Raw genomic sequence first — 18,637 nt, forward strand, 5'->3', positions numbered from 1 at the left:
ACTATTTGCTTTATCTAAAATAGAATTACAAAATATTATCAATGAATTTTAATAACACAAACAAGTACACAAAACTATTTTTAGGATTAATCTTTGATGCCTTAGGTTATGTTTCCTTTATTATTCCTGGAATAGGAGAGTTTTCAGATATCGTTTGGGCTCCAGCATCTGCTTGGTTGATGACTAAATTATATAAAGGAAGAACAGGTAGGATAGCAGCAGTTTTTTCTTTTATAGAAGAAGCTTTACCAGGTTTAGATATCATTCCGTCTTTTACACTTATGTGGTTATATACTTATGTATATAGTAACAAGTCAGATAAAAATACAGTAACAACTTTATAAAACATAACAGCACTTTTTCAAGTGCTGTTTTTATTTGTAAAAACCTTTTCTAATAGCAATAAAAATAAATATCATTCCAGAATATCCTACAAAAAATGGGATAATCATGTGTTTTAACCCTAAGACTAAAAATAAAGCAATTAGTAATAACTGAAATCCTAATCCAAAAGTAGATATACTTGTCATTAACCATTTAGGAAATACTTTGCCATAAGCAGCTCTTGGATCTAAAAAGTAAATGGTTTTGTCAAATCCACCATAAAGTATTTTATATAATTTAAAAAGAATATTTACGTTGCTTTGCTTCTCACCAGCTAAGGCTGTAGGTGTTTTGGTTTCAAAAATGCGACTTGTGGTGTCACCTTCAAACTTATTTCTTAAAATCACATAATAGTAGTTATATAAAGTACCTTGTAATTGGACACCTAAAAAAGCTATAATAGTAAGCCAGATTGATGTATTAGTAACATACCAAATAGCACTAAATATAATTGCATTTAAAATAATATCTGCAACCGAGTCTAAGTAGCGTCCAGTATACGAAGGTGTTTGTTTTATTCTAGCTAACTCACCATCTGCAGCATCCAAAATAGATTTAAGTATTAAAAAAAATGCAGCTAACCAATATAGATTTTCAATAATACAATAAATAGCTATTAAGCCTGAAATTATAAAGGCTAAGGTGACATGTACAGGAGTAAAATTGGTGTGTTTTAAACGATTTGCAATATGTCTTGCTATTGGTCTTCCATAATCAGAAAGATCAACAAATTTATGCGCTTTGGGTAGTTTTGACATGTAAAGTCATAAGATAGAAAGGTGTTGCGGAATATACCATGTTAATATTCAAAATAGGTTTTATTAATTGTAATGTAAGCAATTAGTAAGGTTACAATAGCTTCTTCAGAATTAAAAAATTGTGACTCAAGTTTTTCCCATTCATCTAATACAGTTTGCTTTAAATTAGACATCAATTGTCTTCTAACAAAAAGGTCTTTGGATACTGGTAACTCCGGAAACAAGGCTATAGCTTGACTTACAATTGTAGCAGATTCCTCAGCACCAATCGCTTGATAGGCATCCAATACTTGATGGGCAAAAGCTCCAGATGTATTGTAAAAAAAGTCAAACAATCCACCATTATTTAATTCACCTTCAAAAATATCAATGTAAACAAACGTTTTTTCGGGTTCAGACAGTTGTTCAAAACTATTAACTTCACTGGCTTTGTTCCATAACACAGTACCTACCAATTCTATGATTTCGGTATCTTGTTTTTGGTTTAGCGCAAAGTCTATTTCTGTCATTAAAACATTTAATTTTAAAGTGAAGGCAAAGATACGACATTATTTTAGCTAAGTAATATCTTATAAAATAGTAGCCTTTAATTTTATTGTTGTCTTAATAATCTAATAAAAACATACAAAAAGAAAACACAAAACAACCAATCGTTTAGTCCATATATAGAGTAAAATATGCCAGCCATTTTATCTTCTATGTAAACTTGGCCAACATCATTAGTCATTATCCATTGCAACCAGACGCATCCATAAATCAATTTTTCGATAGCAAAAACAGCAACCAGCCCTTTTAGATTTTTAAATCTATACGCAACAGATATATAAGCTAATCCCCAAATTAAAATCATCAACATACCAAAATTGGACATTACATCTGGATCGTAAGTGTTAATAGTCTTATTGGTAAAACCTCTAGAAAAAAGTAATACTGAGCTATTCATTATACCAGCAAGGACAAATCCTTTGCTAATTAATTTATTATTTATAGTCATATTTGATATTTTGAAGTTATTATTTTTTATAAGATCGATATTATAATTGATAACTTCAAATGTTAAAAAAATTAATATAAGCTTAAATAACCGTGTTTATTCTATTAAACTAAAGTTAAACCAATGTTTGTTTTTTGGTAAGCAAGCAATTAGCGGTTATATTTAAGTATGGAAAATATATTAGTAGCAGGTGCAAATGGTACCACAGGAAAAAAATAGTAAATCTTTTAAACGAATCTCAATATTTTAACCCAATTGCAATGGTTAGAAAGGAAGAGCAAATCCCATATTTTAAAGCTAAAAATATCGAAACAGTTTTAGCAGATTTAGAGCAGGACGTTTCTGGTGCTTTTAATAAAACTATTGATAAAGTTGTTTTTGCTGCAGGTTCTGGAGGAAAAAAAGTAGTGGAAGTAGATCAAGAAGGTGCAAAACGAATGATCGATGCATCTAATAAATATAAGGTGAGAAAATTTGTTATGTTAAGCTCAATGGGAGCAGATCAACCAGAAAAAGCTGAGCAATTACAAGACTACTTAAAAGCTAAGCACAATGCAGATGAGTATTTAAAGTCTAGCGGATTAAATTATAGTATTGTAAGACCAGGATCCTTAACTAACGGAGAATTAACCAACAAAATACAATTAGAAACAAAGCTAAATAAAAGCGGAGAGATTAGCAGAAACGATGTTGCGCAAACTTTAGTAAGATCATTAAATGATGATGTTGCAAATAATGCTACATTCGAGATTTTAAAAGGTGAAACTTTAATTGGTGATGCATTAAATACAGTATCAAAAGTTAATGGATAATCATTAAGTTATAATCCAAACTATAAAAAAAGCTGCCATTTGGTAGCTTTTTTTATTTTAAAATTACGCTACTATTCCGCATTGTTTACTTCAATCCAATAGCCATCAGGATCTTGAAAGTAGATTTGTTGGACACCATCATCACGCACATAATCTTTTTTAGGTGTATCGCGCCAATCAGAATAATAAATATCTAAACTTTTAAGGTGCTTTACAAAAGAATCAAAGTTAGGTGTTGCCAAAGCAAAATGAACCGCTTTATTGGTTTTAACCTCCAGTTCTGGTCTAGGTATTAAATGGATTTGTTTTTTATCCGTAAGTGCTAACCATCTGGTTTTGGAGTTAGAAGCTGTGTTTTTAATTTCTTTTAAATTAAAAACACGTTGATAAAAATTAACCGATAGGTTAACATTCTTTACAGATAATGCAATATGGTCATGTACAAATGTCATTGTTCTGATTGATTTTAGACTGTAAAACTAATCAAAACCGTCAATATTAAGCCAATAAAAACGACTTTAAACCTTCGTAATTACTAATTTTAGTGGCTACTTTTGTTTTGTCCATTACTGCCTCAATTTGTGGTGGTAACACTTGCTTTACTTTTATTACGTCTTCAACAACATCTAAAAATTTTGTGGGATGTGCAGTTTCTAAAAACACGCAATGTGCTTTAGGATGTGTTTTTAAATAGGCTTTACATCCTAAATAACCAACAGCACCATGTGGGTCTGCAACGTAGTTATATTGGCTATAAATCTCTTTTAAAGCCACTTTTGTTTCTTCATCTGTAAAGCTAAAAGAGGATAAGTTTTCTTTTAATGTGCTAAAGTTGTTTTTATAGATTTCCTGAATACGGATAAAGTTACTCGGATTACCAACATCCATAGCATTGCTTATGGTTTGTACTGATGGTTTTGGTGTGTAATGTTCCGTTTTTAAGTAATTAGTAACCACATTATTTTGGTTATTTGACGCAATAAAATGTTTTATAGGTAAGCCTAATTGTTGTGCCATCATTCCTGCGCATACATTTCCAAAATTTCCGCTTGGTACAGAAAACACAATCTCTTTATGTGTTTTGTGTAATTGTTTGTAAGCAAACATAAAGTAGAGTAGCTGTGGCAACCAACGCGCTACGTTAATAGAATTTGCAGACGTTAATTGCATTTTACTTGTTAATGTATCATCCAAAAAAGCACGCTTAACCATATCTTGGCAATCGTCAAACACACCGTCAACTTCTAAAGCTTTAATGTTTTGACCTAAGGTTGTCAATTGTTTTTCTTGAATATCGCTTACTTTTCCTGAAGGATATAAAATCACAACATTAACGCCTTTTACACCTAAAAAACCGTTGGCAACTGCGCCTCCTGTGTCTCCAGAAGTGGCAACTAATACTGTAACTTGATTGGTGTTGTCTTTATTAAAATAGCCTAAACAACGCGCCATAAAACGAGCGCCAACATCTTTAAAAGCCATAGTTGGTCCATGAAATAACTCTAGCGTTGAGATGTTGTCATTCAGTTTTACAACAGGAAATTCAAATGATAAGGTTTCAGCAATAATAGTTTTTAAAACATCCTTTGGTATATCTGGACTTACAAATTGTTGCAAGGCTTCAAACGCAATATCGTTGTAACTTAAATTATCAATATTTTCAAAAAATGAAGCTGGTAAAGGTGTTATACTTTCTGGAAAATATAATCCTTTATCTGGCGCTAATCCTTTTATAACAGCATCTTTAAATGTTGCGTTTGGTGCTTTATGGTTTAATGAGTAGTAGTTCATTTTTTTATTTTTGTTTGTCTTTGTGTAAACAAAGGACGTGGTAATCTGTTTTCAATTTTTTATCTACTAGTAATGGCAATTAACTTAATATTTTCATGCCTTCTGTATTAATTTTAGACACATAAGTATTAAAACTAATGTCCGTTTTAGTATAAATAGTAGTCATTGCTTGGGCTACAGCTTCAGCAGTTTCTTTACCTTTTGACAAAGCGAATATCGATGGTCCCGAACCTGAAATTCCGGCTCCTAAAGCGCCTGTTTTTATAACTTCGGTTTTAACCGAATTAAAATGAGGGATTAATTGACTTCTGTAAGGCTCCACAACCACATCTGTTAAAGATTGGCTAAGTAAACTATAATCGTTAGTATGTAAAGCGTGGACTAAGCTACCAACGTTTGACCATTGTGTGATGGCGTTTTGCAACGGAATCTGTTGTGGTAAAATAGCACGCGCTTCAGACGTTTTAACTTCAATTTGTGGATGGATAATAGTCACAAATAAATCATCAGGCGTTGGCAATTGCAATACCTGTAAAGGCGAAGTACTTTTTACTAATGTAAAACCGCCAAATAGGGCAGGCGCAATATTATCTGCATGCTCGCATCCACTAGCTACAGCTTCGCCTTTCATGGCAAAATCAGTTAATTGGGTTTGGTTATACGGTCTGCCTAACAACTCATTTATAGCAAACACACTTCCGGCTGCACTGGCAGAACTGCTTCCAATTCCGCTTCCTGGTTTTACGTTTTTATAGATCTCTATTTCAAATCCACAATCAGGATTAGCGTCATTATATAAGGCTAAAGCCGAAACACTAGCAACATTTTTATCTGTTTCAAAAGGAAGGTCTGCACCAACAATTTTGGTTATTTTGATTCCTTTTTCAGTGGTTTTTCTAATCACCATTTCATCACCAATAGTATCTAAGCAAAAGCCTAAGACGTCAAATCCACAAGAAACGTTAGCGACTGTGGCTGGCGAGAATATTTTGATTTCGTTCATTTAAACTCCTTTTTATAATTTCCGCGAAAGCGGTACTATTTTTACTAAATGCTAACTGTGATATGCCTTATTTATTACCTATTCTGATAATATCTGCAAATAATCCGGATGCAGTAACATCTGCTCCAGCACCAGCACCTTTAACTATTAAAGGCTGTTCTGGATAGCGTTGTGTGTAAAACATAACAATGTTATCTTTTCCTTCAAGGTTATAAAAAGGGTGACCTTCTGGTACTTCTTGTAAGCCTACTTTTGCTTTTCCATTTTTATATTCGGCAACATATTTAAGTTGACATTTATTGGCTGTAGCCGAAGCATATAGTTTTTGGAAATGTGCTTCGTCATTAATTAAAGTATCGTAAAAATCGTCAACAGAATCGCTTTTCAAATTTGCTTCAGTTAAAAACGAATCGTTTGTAATATCTTCGATTTCCATCGGAATTCCGTTTTCACGTGCTAGAATTAATATTTTTCTAGCCACATCAATTCCGCTTAAATCAATACGTGGATCAGGCTCTGTATAGCCTTCAAATTGCGCTTGTTTTACCGTGTCATGAAAATTCTTTTTATCACTAAAATTATTAAACACAAAGTTTAAGCTACCAGATAAAACCGCCTGTATACTAATTACTTTATCTCCAGATGCAACTAAATTGTTAAGTGTGTTTATGATGGGTAAACCTGCACCAACATTAGTTTCGTATAAAAAAGGTGCATTATATTTTAATGATAAATCTTGTAAGTTTTTATAGTTTGCATACTTGTCCGAACAAGCTATTTTATTACAAGCAACAACAGCAACACTTTGTTTTAAGTAGTTTTCATAAACGGAAGCGACGTCTTTATTTGCGGTAACATCCACAAAAATGCTGTTTCTAAGATTAAGCTCTATTACTTTTTGATAAAACCCTTCTATGCTTGATTTGTCTGCATGATGAAATGGTTCTGTCCAATTATTTAAATCTATTCCGTTAGGATTAAAAATCATTTTTCTGGAGTTAGACATTCCAACAATTTTTACATCTAATTTTAGATTCTTTTTTAAAAAGTTATGTTGTTGTTTGATTTGATCAATTAGTTTTTCGCCAACATTTCCTATTCCTGTAATAAACACATTTAATTGTTTAGTATTGACTTCAAAGAAACGCTCGTGTAAACTATTTAATGCTTTTTTAACATCACTTTGATTAATAACTGCAGAGATGTTTTTTTCTGATGCGCCTTGAGCAATAGCTCTGACGTTAATATTGTTTTTTCCAAGAGTACTAAAAAGTTTTCCGCTAATACCTTGGTGACTCTTCATGTTATCACCAATTAACGCGATAATGGATAATCCTTTTTCAACAATTATTGGATTAATTTTATGCAGCGAAATTTCGTATTCAAATGCTGTGTTTATGGCTTGTTCTGCTTGTTCTGCATTACTAACATCTATTCCAAAACAAATAGAATGCTCAGAAGATGCTTGTGTTATAAATATGATGTTTATTTTCTCGTTAGCCAAAGTTTCAAACAATCGTTTTGAAAACCCAGGAATACCAACCATACCGCTACCTTCCAATGTTAATAAGGCAACATTGTCAATATGACTAATCCCTTTAACCGTTAGATGACTTTCCTTTTTTTGATTAGAAATAATAGTCCCAAAAGCTTCTGGATGCAATGTGTTTTTGATATGTATTGGAATAGATAGATTTAAAACAGGTTGGACCGTTGGAGGATATAAAACCTTAGCACCAAAGTGAGATAATTCCATAGCTTCTTGATAAGATAAATTGGCTATTGGATACGCTTGTTTTACTAACTTAGGATTTGTGGTGTACATACCACTAACATCTGTCCAAATCTCTAATTGGTCTACTTTTAATGCTGCAGCAACAATAGCAGCTGTAAAGTCTGATCCACCACGACCTAAAGTTGTTGTTTCTCCACTTTGTGATTTAGAAACAAAACCTGGTAAAATAGTGATAAGTTGGTTAGCTTTATTAAAATAATCTACGATATTTTTATTGGTTACATCATAATTGACTTCAGCTTTTGTAAAGTTATTATTTGTAATTATTAACTCTTGGCTATTTTTTAAAACCGTATTTAGATTCAAGTCTTCCATGACTTCTGCAATGATAAATGAAGACAATAATTCGCCATAACTTACTAATTTATCAGATGTTTTAGGAGACAACTCATTAATTAAATAAATACCATTTAATAGTTGTTTTAAGTTTTCAAACGTTGCATCAACTTCTTTTAAAATAAACTTAGGATTATTAACTAAGCCTTCAATAACTTTAAAATGAATGCTTTTAATTTTATCAAAAACAGTTAGATAACTTTTGTCTTTTTGTTTAGCTAACTCACCTGCTTGTAACAATTTGTCAGTGATACCACCAACAGCAGATACAACACACACTATAGGACTAGATAGTGATTCTTTTTGAAGAATGGCTATAACTTTTTTTATGTTTTGAGCAGTACCTACAGAGGTACCTCCAAATTTTAATACTTTCATTTCAAATTAATTTAAGATAGGAATTGTAGTTAAAAAACTACCCAAACGGAAGGATATATAGCTATTAACCCAAAAGGGTAATGGTCATAATTAACGTAAAAATAGTATGTCTTTTTTTCATTTTATGCATCTATACCTATCAAATGTATTACTTTTACTTTTATCAAAAAAACTAAACGTCAATTTTTGCGAGATTGATAATTATTAGCCAATATATTATTAAAATGAAAATATTTTCGAAAGAACAAATTTATGAAGGTGATGCTTTAACTGCTAAAAAACAAGGTATTACATCTACAGATTTGATGGAACGTGCAGGAACGCAAATCTTTAATTGGTTGCATATGCGTATGCAAGGTGCACAGGTTCCAATTCACGTATTTTGTGGGATAGGTAATAATGGAGGTGATGGTTTAGTCGTTGCAAGACACTTGACCACTCATGGATATAATGTAAAAACTTATATTGTTAACCATAGTACAACACGCTCTAAAGATTTTTTAAATAACTACGAACGCATAAAAAGCACTACCAAAGATTGGCCTGTTTTATTAAATGATGCTAGTGAATTACCTGCTATAAATGAAAAAGATATAATAGTAGATGCTATTTTTGGTATAGGTTTAAACAGACCTGTGGAAGGTTGGATTAAGCAATTATTTAATTATTTTAGAGCTACAAAAGCTTTTGTATTATCAATAGACATACCTTCTGGTTTGGCTACAGATACAGCACCTGTGGATGCAGAGTGTGTGGTAAATGCTGGTTACACTTTAAGTTTTCAGACGCCTAAATTAGTTTTCTTTTTGCCTGAAACTGCAAAATACACTGTACAATGGGAAGTTTTAGACATTGGTATTGATCCAGAATATCTTTACACCACACCAACCGAAGCGGAATTAATTGGAAAAAATGAAGTCTTACCGTTATATAAACCAAGAGAAAAATATAGTCATAAAGGAAGTTTTGGACATGTTTTAGTTATTGGAGGTAGTTACGGAAAAATAGGATCTGTTACTTTAGCTAGTCAAGGTATACTTGCAATTGGAGCAGGAAAAGTAACAGCTTATACGCCTAAATGTGGTTACATACCTTTACAAGTTGGTTTTCCAGAAGCGATGGTTATTACAGATGCAGATGAAGAAATAATCACATCCATAGCATTTGATATACAACCTAATGTCATTGCGTTTGGAGTAGGTGTAGGGACAGATGTTAAGACAATTGATGCTTTTGAAGCATTTTTAAAAGTCAATAAAACACCTTTAGTTATTGATGCAGACGGAATTAATATATTAGCTAAAAAGAAAGCGTTATTAAAATTACTACCAGAAAACACAGTCTTAACTCCGCATCCTAAAGAGTTAGAAAGATTGGTTGGGAAATGGAAAGATGAATTTGATAAACTTAAAAAGACCAAGGCGTTTTCTAAAAAGTATAAATGTATTATTATAATTAAAGGAGCAAATACTATAACTGTTTATCAAGATAAATTATATGTTAATGCAACAGGGAATCCAGGGTTAGCAACAGCAGGAACAGGAGATGTTTTAACAGGTATAATTTCTGGATTAATAGCTCAGAGTTATGATCCATTAGTAGCAGCTATATTTGGAGTGTATTTACATGGTAAATCTGCAGATTTATTAGTAGAGGAATTAGGATATCAAAGTTTTATAGCAAGTCATGTTATTGAAGGTATTCCACTGGCTTACCTAGATTTATTTAAACAACCAGAGCAACCAGAAATAGAAAATGCTGATAGCGATGCAAAAAAATAAAAGTAAATAAATTAGAGCACAAAAAAAGCGAACTTTTCAGTTCGCTTTTTTTTATAAAATAATTGTACTTAGGATTAAATACCCATAGATGTAAAGTACTCTTTGATTTTTGGATAAGAAGGTCTTGGTGCATCAGCATTAACAATATTTCCATTTGGATCAATTAAGATAAATCTTGGAATAGAGTTAATTTTGTAACCTGTAACAAAGTCAGATTCAAAAGCATTATCTGCAAATAATTGAATGCCTCCCATTTCTTTTTCTTCAATCATTTTTTTCCAACCATCTTTAGATAATTTAAAAGATTCCTCTTTACTATCTGCTCTATAACCTCTACCATCATCAGTAGATAAACTAACAAAAGCAATGTTTTTACCTTCGTAATCTTTTTCTAAAGCTTTTAATGAAGGAATTTCTCCGATACAAGGACCACACCAAGTTGCCCATACATCTATATACACAAATTTACCTTTTAAGTCAGATAAAGAAGTTGTACCACCTTTGTAGTTTTCATAATTTTCAAAAGTAGGAGAAGGTGATCCTGCAGGAAATTCTTCCTTAAGTTTAATACCACTTAAAACATAACCTTTTAATCCTTTTAACATTGGATCCACTTGCTTTCTAGCTTCTGAAATAATTGTAGAATCTATAGCTTCATTTTTGTCATAATAAGCAAGCATTTTAGTTTTAATATCCTCTAAACTTGCATCTAAATTTGAAGCTTCAAGATTTTTTAAAGCTTCCACATCTACTAAATCTTGTTCAAATTTAATTCTATCCACTAAAAAAGTAGATTTCTCCGCACCTTTACCACTAAATTTAATTGACTCGTCAAACATTTTTGCGTCTAAAGTCATTTTTAAATCCATATCGTTTGCTAAAAATACAGTTGTTTGCTCTTTACCATCGTAAATTCCAAAAACACCAGTAGTTACTTTTAAAGTGTCACTAAATGTACCATCTTCCATTACCTTAATTGTTTTTTTAAAGTCTCGACCTTGGTATACAAATAAAGAATCACTGTTTTTATTTTCTATTTTACCAGAAAAAGTGGCGTAATCTTTTGGAGCTTCTTTTTTACAAGCAACGATAGATAAAGCTGCTAAGCAAACTAATAGTTTTTTCATTATTTAAATTTTTATTTTCTCAAAAATATATAGAATAATACAAGTTTTAAAGTATTTGTTTAATTATTAACAAATACTTGCATATTATTTAAGTTATGATGACTTTTGACCAGACAAAAAATACAAATGAATACAACTCACATTATATCCTCAAAATCTTTAGATTTAGCAACAATTCAATCTATTATTTTAGAACAAAAACAATTGGAATTATCTTCAGAATCTGTTGATAAAATCAATGAATGTCGTACGTATTTAAATGAAAAACTAAAATCAGAGACAAGACCTATTTATGGTATAAACACTGGTTTTGGATCGTTATATAATGTTAAGATTAGTAATGAAAACTTAACAAAGTTACAAGAAAATCTAATGATGTCTCATGCTTGTGGGACTGGAGATTTAGTACCAGAACCTATTGTAAAATTAATGCTTTTATTAAAAATACAATCCTTAAGTTATGGTCATTCTGGAGTACAATTAGTAACAGTCAAACGTTTAATAGATTTTTATAATAACGATATATTACCTTTAGTTTATACTCAAGGTTCTTTAGGTGCATCTGGAGATTTATCGCCTTTAGCACATATGTCTTTACCGTTAATTGGAAAAGGTAAAGTTACTTTTAAAGGAGCGGTATTAGAGGCTGAAAAGGTCTTAAAACAATTTGATTGGCAACCTATTACATTATTATCTAAAGAAGGGTTGGCGTTATTAAATGGTACACAATTTATGAGTGCTTATGGGACTTATTTATTGCTTAAATCTTATAAATTATCCTATTTAGCAGACCTAATTGGAAGTGTATCTATTGATGCTTTTGATGGAAGAATTGAGCCTTTTAATGAATTAATACATTTAGTAAGACCGCATAATGGGCAATTAGAAACTGCAAGTCGTGTTAGTGCGTTTTTAGAAGGTAGTCAAATAATTAGTCAAGAAAAACAACACGTACAAGATCCTTATAGCTTTAGGTGTATACCACAAGTGCATGGAGCAACTAAAGATACTTTAGCTTTTGTAGCAAAAACGTTTGAGACCGAAATTAACTCGGTTACAGATAATCCTAATATTTTTACTAAAGAAGATGAAATAATTTCTGGAGGAAACTTTCATGGACAACCCTTAGCTTTAGCATTAGATTATTTAAAAATTGCTATGGCAGAATTAGGTAATATATCAGAAAGACGTGTGTTTCAATTAGTATCAGGATTAAGAGGTTTGCCAGCGTTTTTAGTTGATAATCCTGGCTTAAACTCAGGCTTTATGATTCCGCAATATACTGCAGCAAGTATAGTTAGTGCTAATAAGCAATTAGCATCTCCTGCAAGTATAGATAGTATTGTCTCTAGTAATGGTCAAGAAGATCACGTAAGTATGGGAGCCAATGCAGCTACACAAGCGTATACTTTAATTAATAATGTAGAACGCGTTTTGGCTATTGAGCTGTTTAATGCGTCTCAAGCATTAGCATTTAGAGCACCTTTAAAATCAAGCCAATTTATAGAGCAATTTATTTTTAGTTATCGTGAAGTAGTACCTTTTATTAAAGAGGACGAAATTTTACATGATGATATTCAAGCTTCGATTGAATTTATTCAAACATTAGGTATAGATTCTGAAGAATTATTTTAATTCTATAGTCTTATTTAGTATTTGAATTGCCCAAAGTTTAGCGTCTTCAATATCTGAAAATATCTCGAAAGGTTTATTTAAAAATAACCGTTCGATTTCTGCATTTCTAGCTGCTAGAGTAGTGGATACTACTGCAAATCCTTTTAGGGTTTCTATTTGTGATACGCCTTTATATATTGTAGGATCTACTGCATATGAATGTATTCTATTAGTGATATATACAAATGGATTATTTTTAAATGCTACACTAGCAAAATAGATAATCTCATCGGATATGTCTTGATTAAATACAACGCCTTCATTTACTTCAGCAATCATTATATTGTCAGAAACCAATAGCGTGCAAAAAGATAATTTTGTTTTCGTAAAATTCATCAAATATAATTAATTAAAAAAGCTTCACTTAAGTTAGTGAAGCTTTTAATATTATGCAAATATATTTCTAATTTTAAGATTCTGCAGGTTTTTCTGCTTTTTCAATAGCAATAGTAATTTCATCAGTTTTTGTATCTAAATCCATTACTATTTTATCGCCTTCTTGTAATTTTGAAGTGATAATTTCTTCAGCAAGAGCATCCTCAACGTACTTCTGTATAGCACGTTTTAAAGGTCGTGCTCCATATTGCTTATCAAAACCTTTTTCTGCAATAAAATCTTTTGCTGCTTTGGTTAATTTTAGTTTATAACCTAAACCATCAATACGTTTTAGTAATTTATCTAATTCGATATCAATAATTTTATTAATATCTTCTTTTTCTAACGCATTAAATACTATAACGTCATCGATTCTATTTAAAAATTCTGGAGCAAATGATTTTTTAAGTGCATTTTCAATAACGCTTCTAGAGTTAGCATCTTCTTGAGATTTTTGAGAAGCAGTACCAAAACCTATTCCTGTACCAAAATCTTTTAATTTTCTTGCTCCAATATTAGAAGTCATAATAATTATGGTATTTCTAAAATCTATTTTACGACCTAAACTATCAGTTAAATAACCATCGTCTAAGACTTGTAATAGCATGTTAAAAACGTCTGGATGTGCTTTTTCTATTTCATCTAAAAGAATTACAGCATAAGGTTTACGACGCACTTTTTCAGTTAATTGTCCACCTTCTTCGTAACCTACATATCCTGGAGGTGCACCAACTAATCTTGAAATCGCAAATTTTTCCATGTATTCGCTCATGTCAATTCTTATCATAGCTTCTTCACTATCAAATAATTGATTAGATAATACTTTTGCTAATTGCGTTTTACCAACTCCTGTTTGACCTAAAAAGATAAACGAACCAATTGGTTTATTAGGATCTTTAAGACCAGCACGATTACGTTGTATAGCTTTAACAACCTTTGCAACTGCATCATCCTGACCTATTACTTTACCTTTTATTAAATCAGGTAGTAAGGCAAGTTTGTTACTTTCAGTTTGCGCGATACGATTAACAGGTACTCCTGTCATCATGCTTACAACATCAGCGACGTTGTCTTCGGATACTATTTCTTTATGTAGTTTAGTGTCTTCTTCCCATTTTTCTTGTGCAACAGCTAATTCTTTTTCTAAGCGTTTTTCGTCATCACGTAAACGTGCAGCCTCTTCGTACTTTTGTTTTTTAACAACCGTATTTTTAGTCTCTCTAACGTCCTCTAATTTTTTCTCTAATTCGATTATTTGCTTAGGGACATCAATGTTTGTAATGTGTACTCTTGAGCCAGCTTCATCCAAAGCGTCAATTGCTTTGTCTGGTAAAAAACGCTCAGTCATATAACGGTTAGTTAACTTTACACAAGCTTCAATAGCTTCATCGGTATACGTTACATTATGATGATCTTCATATTTAGCTTTAATATTGTTTAAAATTTCAATCGTTTCTTCCACAGAAGTAGGTTCAACAATTACTTTTTGAAAACGACGCTCTAAAGCCCCATCTTTTTCAATATATTGTCTGTACTCATCTAAAGTAGTAGCACCAATACATTGTATTTCTCCTCTGGCTAAAGCAGGTTTAAACATGTTAGAAGCATCTAAGCTTCCTGTTGCTCCACCAGCACCAACGATGGTATGAATTTCGTCAATAAAAAGAATAACATCGTCATTTTTTTCAAGCTCGTTCATAACCGCTTTCATGCGCTCTTCAAACTGTCCTCTATATTTAGTACCAGCAACTAAGCTTGCTAAATCTAAAGTAACTACACGTTTGTTAAATAAAATACGTGATACTTTACGTTTAACAATACGATTTGCTAAACCCTCAGCAATTGCAGATTTACCAACACCAGGCTCACCAATTAATAAAGGGTTGTTCTTTTTACGACGCGAAAGTATTTGAGACACACGCTCAATTTCTTTTTCACGTCCCACAACTGGATCAAGTTTACCTTCTTCAGCCATAGCTGTCAAGTCGCGTCCAAAATTATCTAAAACAGGTGTTTTAGATTTTTTATTGCCTTTTGCTCCAGGTGTATTAAATATGTCTTTAGAACTAGAGTCTTCTGCAGAGGAATCATCCTGAAATGACTCAGCTTTTGGAGCTCCAGTTATATCTTCGAAGTTATCGTCGTTTGTAATCATAGACTTAAATTGTTCTTTAACATTATCATAATCTACTTTTAACTTATTTAAAAGTTTTGTAGTAGGGTCGTTTTCGTTTCTTAAAATACATAATAATAAATGTGCAGTATTTATTGATGTACTTTGAAACAGTTTTGCTTCTAGAAAAGTAGTCTTAAGCGCACGTTCTGCCTGACGTGTTAAGTGTAAGTTTTTCTTTTCGTTAGAAATTATTGTGGTATTAGGATTAGCAGGACTTAATATTTCAACTTTTCGTCTTAAATGATTTAAATCAATATCCAACGCATTTAAAATATTTATTGCTTTTCCGTTTCCGTCTCTTAATAAACCAAGCATTAAGTGTTCCGTGCCTATAAAGTCGTGTCCTAAGCGCAATGCTTCCTCTTTACTATAGGCAATGACGTCTTTTACTCTTGGTGAAAAATTATCATCCATATATTTATTCCTTTCAGCTTTAAAAATAGTAAACATAATTAGTAATGGCAAAAACTATACCTTAAATAATATGTTAATTAATTGAGGTTTGAAAGTAGTGAATATTTCAAAATAAAGCACAATTGAGTTATTAACTAAAAAGGAGTACGTAATTGTTAATAAAAAACATCAAAAAATAGACTTAAAAGGCTTACCGTTACTAATGAAAGTTTTATATTAGCGTGTTTTGAAATAATGAATAAAACTAATTAAATTTATATATGGCAGAAGGAGAAAAGGTCATTCCAATTAATATTGAAGATGAAATGAAGTCGGCTTACATTGATTATTCAATGTCAGTCATTGTGTCACGTGCTTTACCAGATGTAAGAGATGGTTTAAAACCAGTACATAGACGTGTACTTTACGGTATGCATGAACTGGGTGTTAGAGCAAGTTCCGCACATAAAAAGTCAGCAAGAATAGTTGGAGAGGTTTTAGGAAAGTATCATCCACATGGAGATACATCAGTTTATGACGCAATGGTACGTATGGCTCAAGAGTGGAGTTTACGTTACATGTTAGTAGACGGTCAAGGTAACTTTGGATCAGTGGATGGAGATAGTCCAGCTGCAATGCGTTATACAGAAGCACGTATGCGTAAGATATCTGAAGACATGTTGGCAGATATTGATAAAGAAACTGTAGATCATAAATTAAATTTTGACGATACTTTAGAAGAACCGACTGTTTTACCAACACGTATTCCAGGACTTTTAGTTAATGGAGCATCAGGTATTGCTGTAGGTATGGCTACTAATATGCCACCTCATAACTTAACAGAAGTGGTTGATGGTACAATTGCCTATATTGAAAATAACGATATTGAAATTGACGAATTAATCACACATATTAAAGCTCCAGATTTTCCAACAGGAGGTACAATCTATGGATATGATGGTGTAAAGGAGGCTTTTCATACTGGTAGAGGACGTATTGTAATGCGTGGTAATGCTAATATTGAAGAAGTTCAAGGTAGAGAGTGTATTATTGTTACAGAAATACCATACCAAGTCAATAAGGCAGACATGATTAAAAAGACTGCCGATTTAGTTAACGAGAAAAAACTTGAAGGAATAGCAACTATTAGAGATGAGTCTGATAGAAACGGTATGCGTATTGTTTACGTGTTAAAGCGTGATGCCATTCCTAATATTGTATTAAATAAACTATACAAGTATACAGCACTACAGTCTTCTTTTAGTGTAAATAATATTGCTTTAGTTAACGGTCGACCACAATTATTGAATCTAAAAGAATTGATTCACTATTTTGTTGAGCACAGACATGAAGTAGTTGTTAGACGTACGACTTATGAGTTGCGTAAAGCAGAAGAAAGAGCACATATATTAGAAGGACTTATTATTGCATCTGATAATATAGACGAAGTAATTGCTATTATTAGAGCTTCTAATAACGCAGACGAAGCAAGAAACAACTTAATAGAACGTTTTAAACTTTCAGAAATACAAGCAAAAGCTATTGTAGAGATGCGTCTACGTCAATTAACTGGTCTAGAGCAAGACAAGTTGCGTAGTGAGTATGAAGAGATAATGAAAACTATTGAAGACCTTAAAGATATTCTGGATAAAAAAGATCGCAGAATGCAAATTATTAAGGATGAATTAATAGTTGTTAAAGAAAAGTATGGAGATGAACGTCGCTCTGTAATAGAATATGCAGGTGGAGATTTAAGCATCGAGGATATGATACCTGATGCACAAGTAGTAATTACTATTTCGCACGCAGGTTATATTAAACGAACGTCTTTAACAGAATACAAAACACAAAATAGAGGAGGAGTAGGACAAAAAGCATCTACAACTAGAAATGAAGATTTCTTAGAACATTTATTTGTTGGTACAAATCACCAATACATGTTATTCTTCACTCAAAAAGGTAAATGTTTCTGGATGCGTGTTTACGAAATACCAGAAGGAAGTAAAACCTCTAAAGGTAGAGCAATCCAAAACCTAATAAATATTGAGCAAGACGACAAAGTAATGGCGTTTATTTGTACTCAAGATTTAAAAGACGAAGACTACATTAATAGTCATTATGTAATAATGGCTACTAAAAAAGGTCAAGTTAAAAAAACTGCTTTAGAGCAATATTCTAGACCAAGAACTAATGGTATTAATGCTATTACTATTAAGGAGGATGACGAGTTACTAGAAGCTAAATTAACTACTGGAAACAGTCAAGTAATGATAGCACTTAAATCTGGTAAAGCCATTAGATTTGAAGAAGCTAAAACTAGACCAATGGGTAGAAATGCATCTGGTGTTAGAGGTATAACTTTAGCACATCCAAAAGATGAGGCAATTGGTATGGTAATCGTAGAAAACCCACAAGAAGAAACAGTTCTTGTAGTTTCTGAAAACGGTTATGGTAAACGTACTTATATAGATGATCCAGAAGATGGAGAAGCGGTTTATAGAATTACAAATAGAGGAGGTAAAGGAGTTAAAACCATCTCGATTTCTGAAAAAACAGGAGATTTAGTATCAATCAAAACAGTAACAGATACTGATGATTTAATGATTATAAATAAATCTGGAATTGCAATACGTATGGCTGTAGAAAGTTTACGTACTATGGGTAGAGCAACTCAAGGTGTAAAATTAATTAACCTAAAAGGAAAAGACTCAATAGCAGCAGTTGCAAAAGTAATGAAGGACGATGAAGAAGAATTAGATGAAACTTTGGAAGGTCTAGAAAACAGTACAGATGCTGAAGATGGCACAACTATTGATATTACAGAAGAAGAATAATTTTAAATTTAACAATTAAAAAAAAC

The 18,637-nt window shown here is 31.9% G+C and carries 14 protein-coding genes and 1 pseudogene; 5 read left to right on the forward strand and 10 right to left on the reverse strand.

Annotated elements, in window-relative coordinates:
• Window positions 1-41 precede the first annotated feature (41 nt).
• Window positions 42-344 carry a hypothetical protein gene (locus AC0L3M_RS03380; RefSeq protein WP_292945935.1) on the forward strand — a complete coding sequence of 101 codons (303 nt, stop codon included), beginning with the start codon at window positions 42-44 and terminating at the stop codon, window positions 342-344.
• Between the two features lie 30 nt (window positions 345-374).
• Here AC0L3M_RS03380 and AC0L3M_RS03385 read toward each other — a convergent pair whose 3' ends face one another.
• The 3 genes from AC0L3M_RS03385 to AC0L3M_RS03395 form a co-directional block, all read right to left on the reverse strand.
• Window positions 375-1,142, reverse strand: coding sequence for a CDP-alcohol phosphatidyltransferase family protein (locus AC0L3M_RS03385; RefSeq protein ID WP_473431834.1), 768 nt, complete (start codon window positions 1,140-1,142; stop codon window positions 375-377).
• Between the two features lie 41 nt (window positions 1,143-1,183).
• Window positions 1,184-1,651, reverse strand: coding sequence for a DMP19 family protein (locus AC0L3M_RS03390; protein ID WP_473431835.1), 468 nt, complete (start codon window positions 1,649-1,651; stop codon window positions 1,184-1,186).
• An 83-nt stretch (window positions 1,652-1,734) separates the two neighbouring features.
• Window positions 1,735-2,136, reverse strand: a complete 402-nt coding sequence (locus AC0L3M_RS03395) for a hypothetical protein (RefSeq protein WP_473431836.1) — start codon at window positions 2,134-2,136, stop codon at window positions 1,735-1,737.
• A gap of 168 nt (window positions 2,137-2,304) precedes the next feature.
• On the opposite strand from AC0L3M_RS03395, the pseudogene AC0L3M_RS03400 reads away from it, so the two are divergent.
• A pseudogene (locus AC0L3M_RS03400) lies at window positions 2,305-2,948 on the forward strand (SDR family oxidoreductase).
• Between the two features lie 71 nt (window positions 2,949-3,019).
• Here the strand turns inward: AC0L3M_RS03400 and AC0L3M_RS03405 are convergent.
• From AC0L3M_RS03405 to thrA, 4 genes are all read right to left on the reverse strand, one after another.
• The gene (locus AC0L3M_RS03405; protein ID WP_473431837.1) at window positions 3,020-3,400 is read right to left on the reverse strand and encodes a VOC family protein; all 381 of its coding nucleotides are present in this window, start codon (window positions 3,398-3,400) and stop codon (window positions 3,020-3,022) included.
• Between the two features lie 46 nt (window positions 3,401-3,446).
• A complete protein-coding gene (thrC, locus tag AC0L3M_RS03410; protein WP_473431838.1) occupies window positions 3,447-4,739 on the reverse strand; it encodes a threonine synthase in 1,293 nt (430 codons plus the stop codon).
• Between the two features lie 79 nt (window positions 4,740-4,818).
• Window positions 4,819-5,742 (reverse strand): homoserine kinase, encoded by a 924-nt coding sequence (locus tag AC0L3M_RS03415; protein WP_473431839.1) that lies wholly within the window; start codon window positions 5,740-5,742, stop codon window positions 4,819-4,821.
• A gap of 67 nt (window positions 5,743-5,809) precedes the next feature.
• Window positions 5,810-8,251 (reverse strand): bifunctional aspartate kinase/homoserine dehydrogenase I, encoded by a 2,442-nt coding sequence (gene thrA, locus AC0L3M_RS03420; protein ID WP_473431840.1) that lies wholly within the window; start codon window positions 8,249-8,251, stop codon window positions 5,810-5,812.
• Window positions 8,252-8,475: 224 nt separating this feature from the next.
• Here thrA and AC0L3M_RS03425 point away from each other — a divergent pair, with 224 nt between their 5' ends.
• Window positions 8,476-10,032: an NAD(P)H-hydrate dehydratase gene (locus AC0L3M_RS03425; protein WP_473431841.1), complete on the forward strand. Its 1,557-nt coding sequence runs from the start codon at window positions 8,476-8,478 to the stop codon at window positions 10,030-10,032.
• A 74-nt stretch (window positions 10,033-10,106) separates the two neighbouring features.
• Here AC0L3M_RS03425 and AC0L3M_RS03430 read toward each other — a convergent pair whose 3' ends face one another.
• Window positions 10,107-11,159: a TlpA family protein disulfide reductase gene (locus tag AC0L3M_RS03430; RefSeq protein ID WP_145001599.1), complete on the reverse strand. Its 1,053-nt coding sequence runs from the start codon at window positions 11,157-11,159 to the stop codon at window positions 10,107-10,109.
• A 126-nt stretch (window positions 11,160-11,285) separates the two neighbouring features.
• On the opposite strand from AC0L3M_RS03430, the gene hutH reads away from it, so the two are divergent.
• A complete protein-coding gene (gene hutH / locus AC0L3M_RS03435) occupies window positions 11,286-12,794 on the forward strand; it encodes a histidine ammonia-lyase (protein WP_473431842.1) in 1,509 nt (502 codons plus the stop codon).
• Here the strand turns inward: hutH and AC0L3M_RS03440 are convergent.
• Together AC0L3M_RS03440 and AC0L3M_RS03445 are read right to left on the reverse strand one after the other, a co-directional pair.
• Window positions 12,786-13,169: a hypothetical protein gene (locus AC0L3M_RS03440; RefSeq protein ID WP_473431843.1), complete on the reverse strand. Its 384-nt coding sequence runs from the start codon at window positions 13,167-13,169 to the stop codon at window positions 12,786-12,788. The two genes, hutH and AC0L3M_RS03440, sit on opposite strands and share 9 nt — an antisense overlap.
• 73 nt (window positions 13,170-13,242) lie before the next feature.
• Window positions 13,243-15,798, reverse strand: a complete 2,556-nt coding sequence (locus tag AC0L3M_RS03445; protein WP_473431844.1) for an ATP-dependent Clp protease ATP-binding subunit — start codon at window positions 15,796-15,798, stop codon at window positions 13,243-13,245.
• 260 nt (window positions 15,799-16,058) lie between these two features.
• Here AC0L3M_RS03445 and gyrA point away from each other — a divergent pair, with 260 nt between their 5' ends.
• Window positions 16,059-18,611, forward strand: a complete 2,553-nt coding sequence (gene gyrA / locus AC0L3M_RS03450) for a DNA gyrase subunit A (protein ID WP_292945895.1) — start codon at window positions 16,059-16,061, stop codon at window positions 18,609-18,611.
• The last annotated feature ends 26 nt before the right edge of the window (window positions 18,612-18,637 follow it).

This window comes from Olleya sp. KJ81-1, assembly GCF_055808135.1.

Coding starts and splice junctions, on each gene's coding strand:
- AC0L3M_RS03445 (WP_473431844.1), bottom strand. CDS start 15,798: ATGGATGATAATTTTTCACCAAGAGTAAAAGACGTCATTGCCTATAGT.
- AC0L3M_RS03405 (WP_473431837.1), bottom strand. CDS start 3,400: ATGACATTTGTACATGACCATATTGCATTATCTGTAAAGAATGTTAAC.
- AC0L3M_RS03395 (WP_473431836.1), bottom strand. CDS start 2,136: ATGACTATAAATAATAAATTAATTAGCAAAGGATTTGTCCTTGCTGGT.
- hutH (WP_473431842.1), top strand. CDS start 11,286: ATGAATACAACTCACATTATATCCTCAAAATCTTTAGATTTAGCAACA.
- AC0L3M_RS03380 (WP_292945935.1), top strand. CDS start 42: ATGAATTTTAATAACACAAACAAGTACACAAAACTATTTTTAGGATTA.
- gyrA (WP_292945895.1), top strand. CDS start 16,059: ATGGCAGAAGGAGAAAAGGTCATTCCAATTAATATTGAAGATGAAATG.
- thrC (WP_473431838.1), bottom strand. CDS start 4,739: ATGAACTACTACTCATTAAACCATAAAGCACCAAACGCAACATTTAAA.
- AC0L3M_RS03385 (WP_473431834.1), bottom strand. CDS start 1,142: ATGTCAAAACTACCCAAAGCGCATAAATTTGTTGATCTTTCTGATTAT.
- AC0L3M_RS03415 (WP_473431839.1), bottom strand. CDS start 5,742: ATGAACGAAATCAAAATATTCTCGCCAGCCACAGTCGCTAACGTTTCT.
- AC0L3M_RS03430 (WP_145001599.1), bottom strand. CDS start 11,159: ATGAAAAAACTATTAGTTTGCTTAGCAGCTTTATCTATCGTTGCTTGT.
- AC0L3M_RS03390 (WP_473431835.1), bottom strand. CDS start 1,651: ATGACAGAAATAGACTTTGCGCTAAACCAAAAACAAGATACCGAAATC.
- AC0L3M_RS03425 (WP_473431841.1), top strand. CDS start 8,476: ATGAAAATATTTTCGAAAGAACAAATTTATGAAGGTGATGCTTTAACT.
- thrA (WP_473431840.1), bottom strand. CDS start 8,251: ATGAAAGTATTAAAATTTGGAGGTACCTCTGTAGGTACTGCTCAAAAC.
- AC0L3M_RS03440 (WP_473431843.1), bottom strand. CDS start 13,169: ATGAATTTTACGAAAACAAAATTATCTTTTTGCACGCTATTGGTTTCT.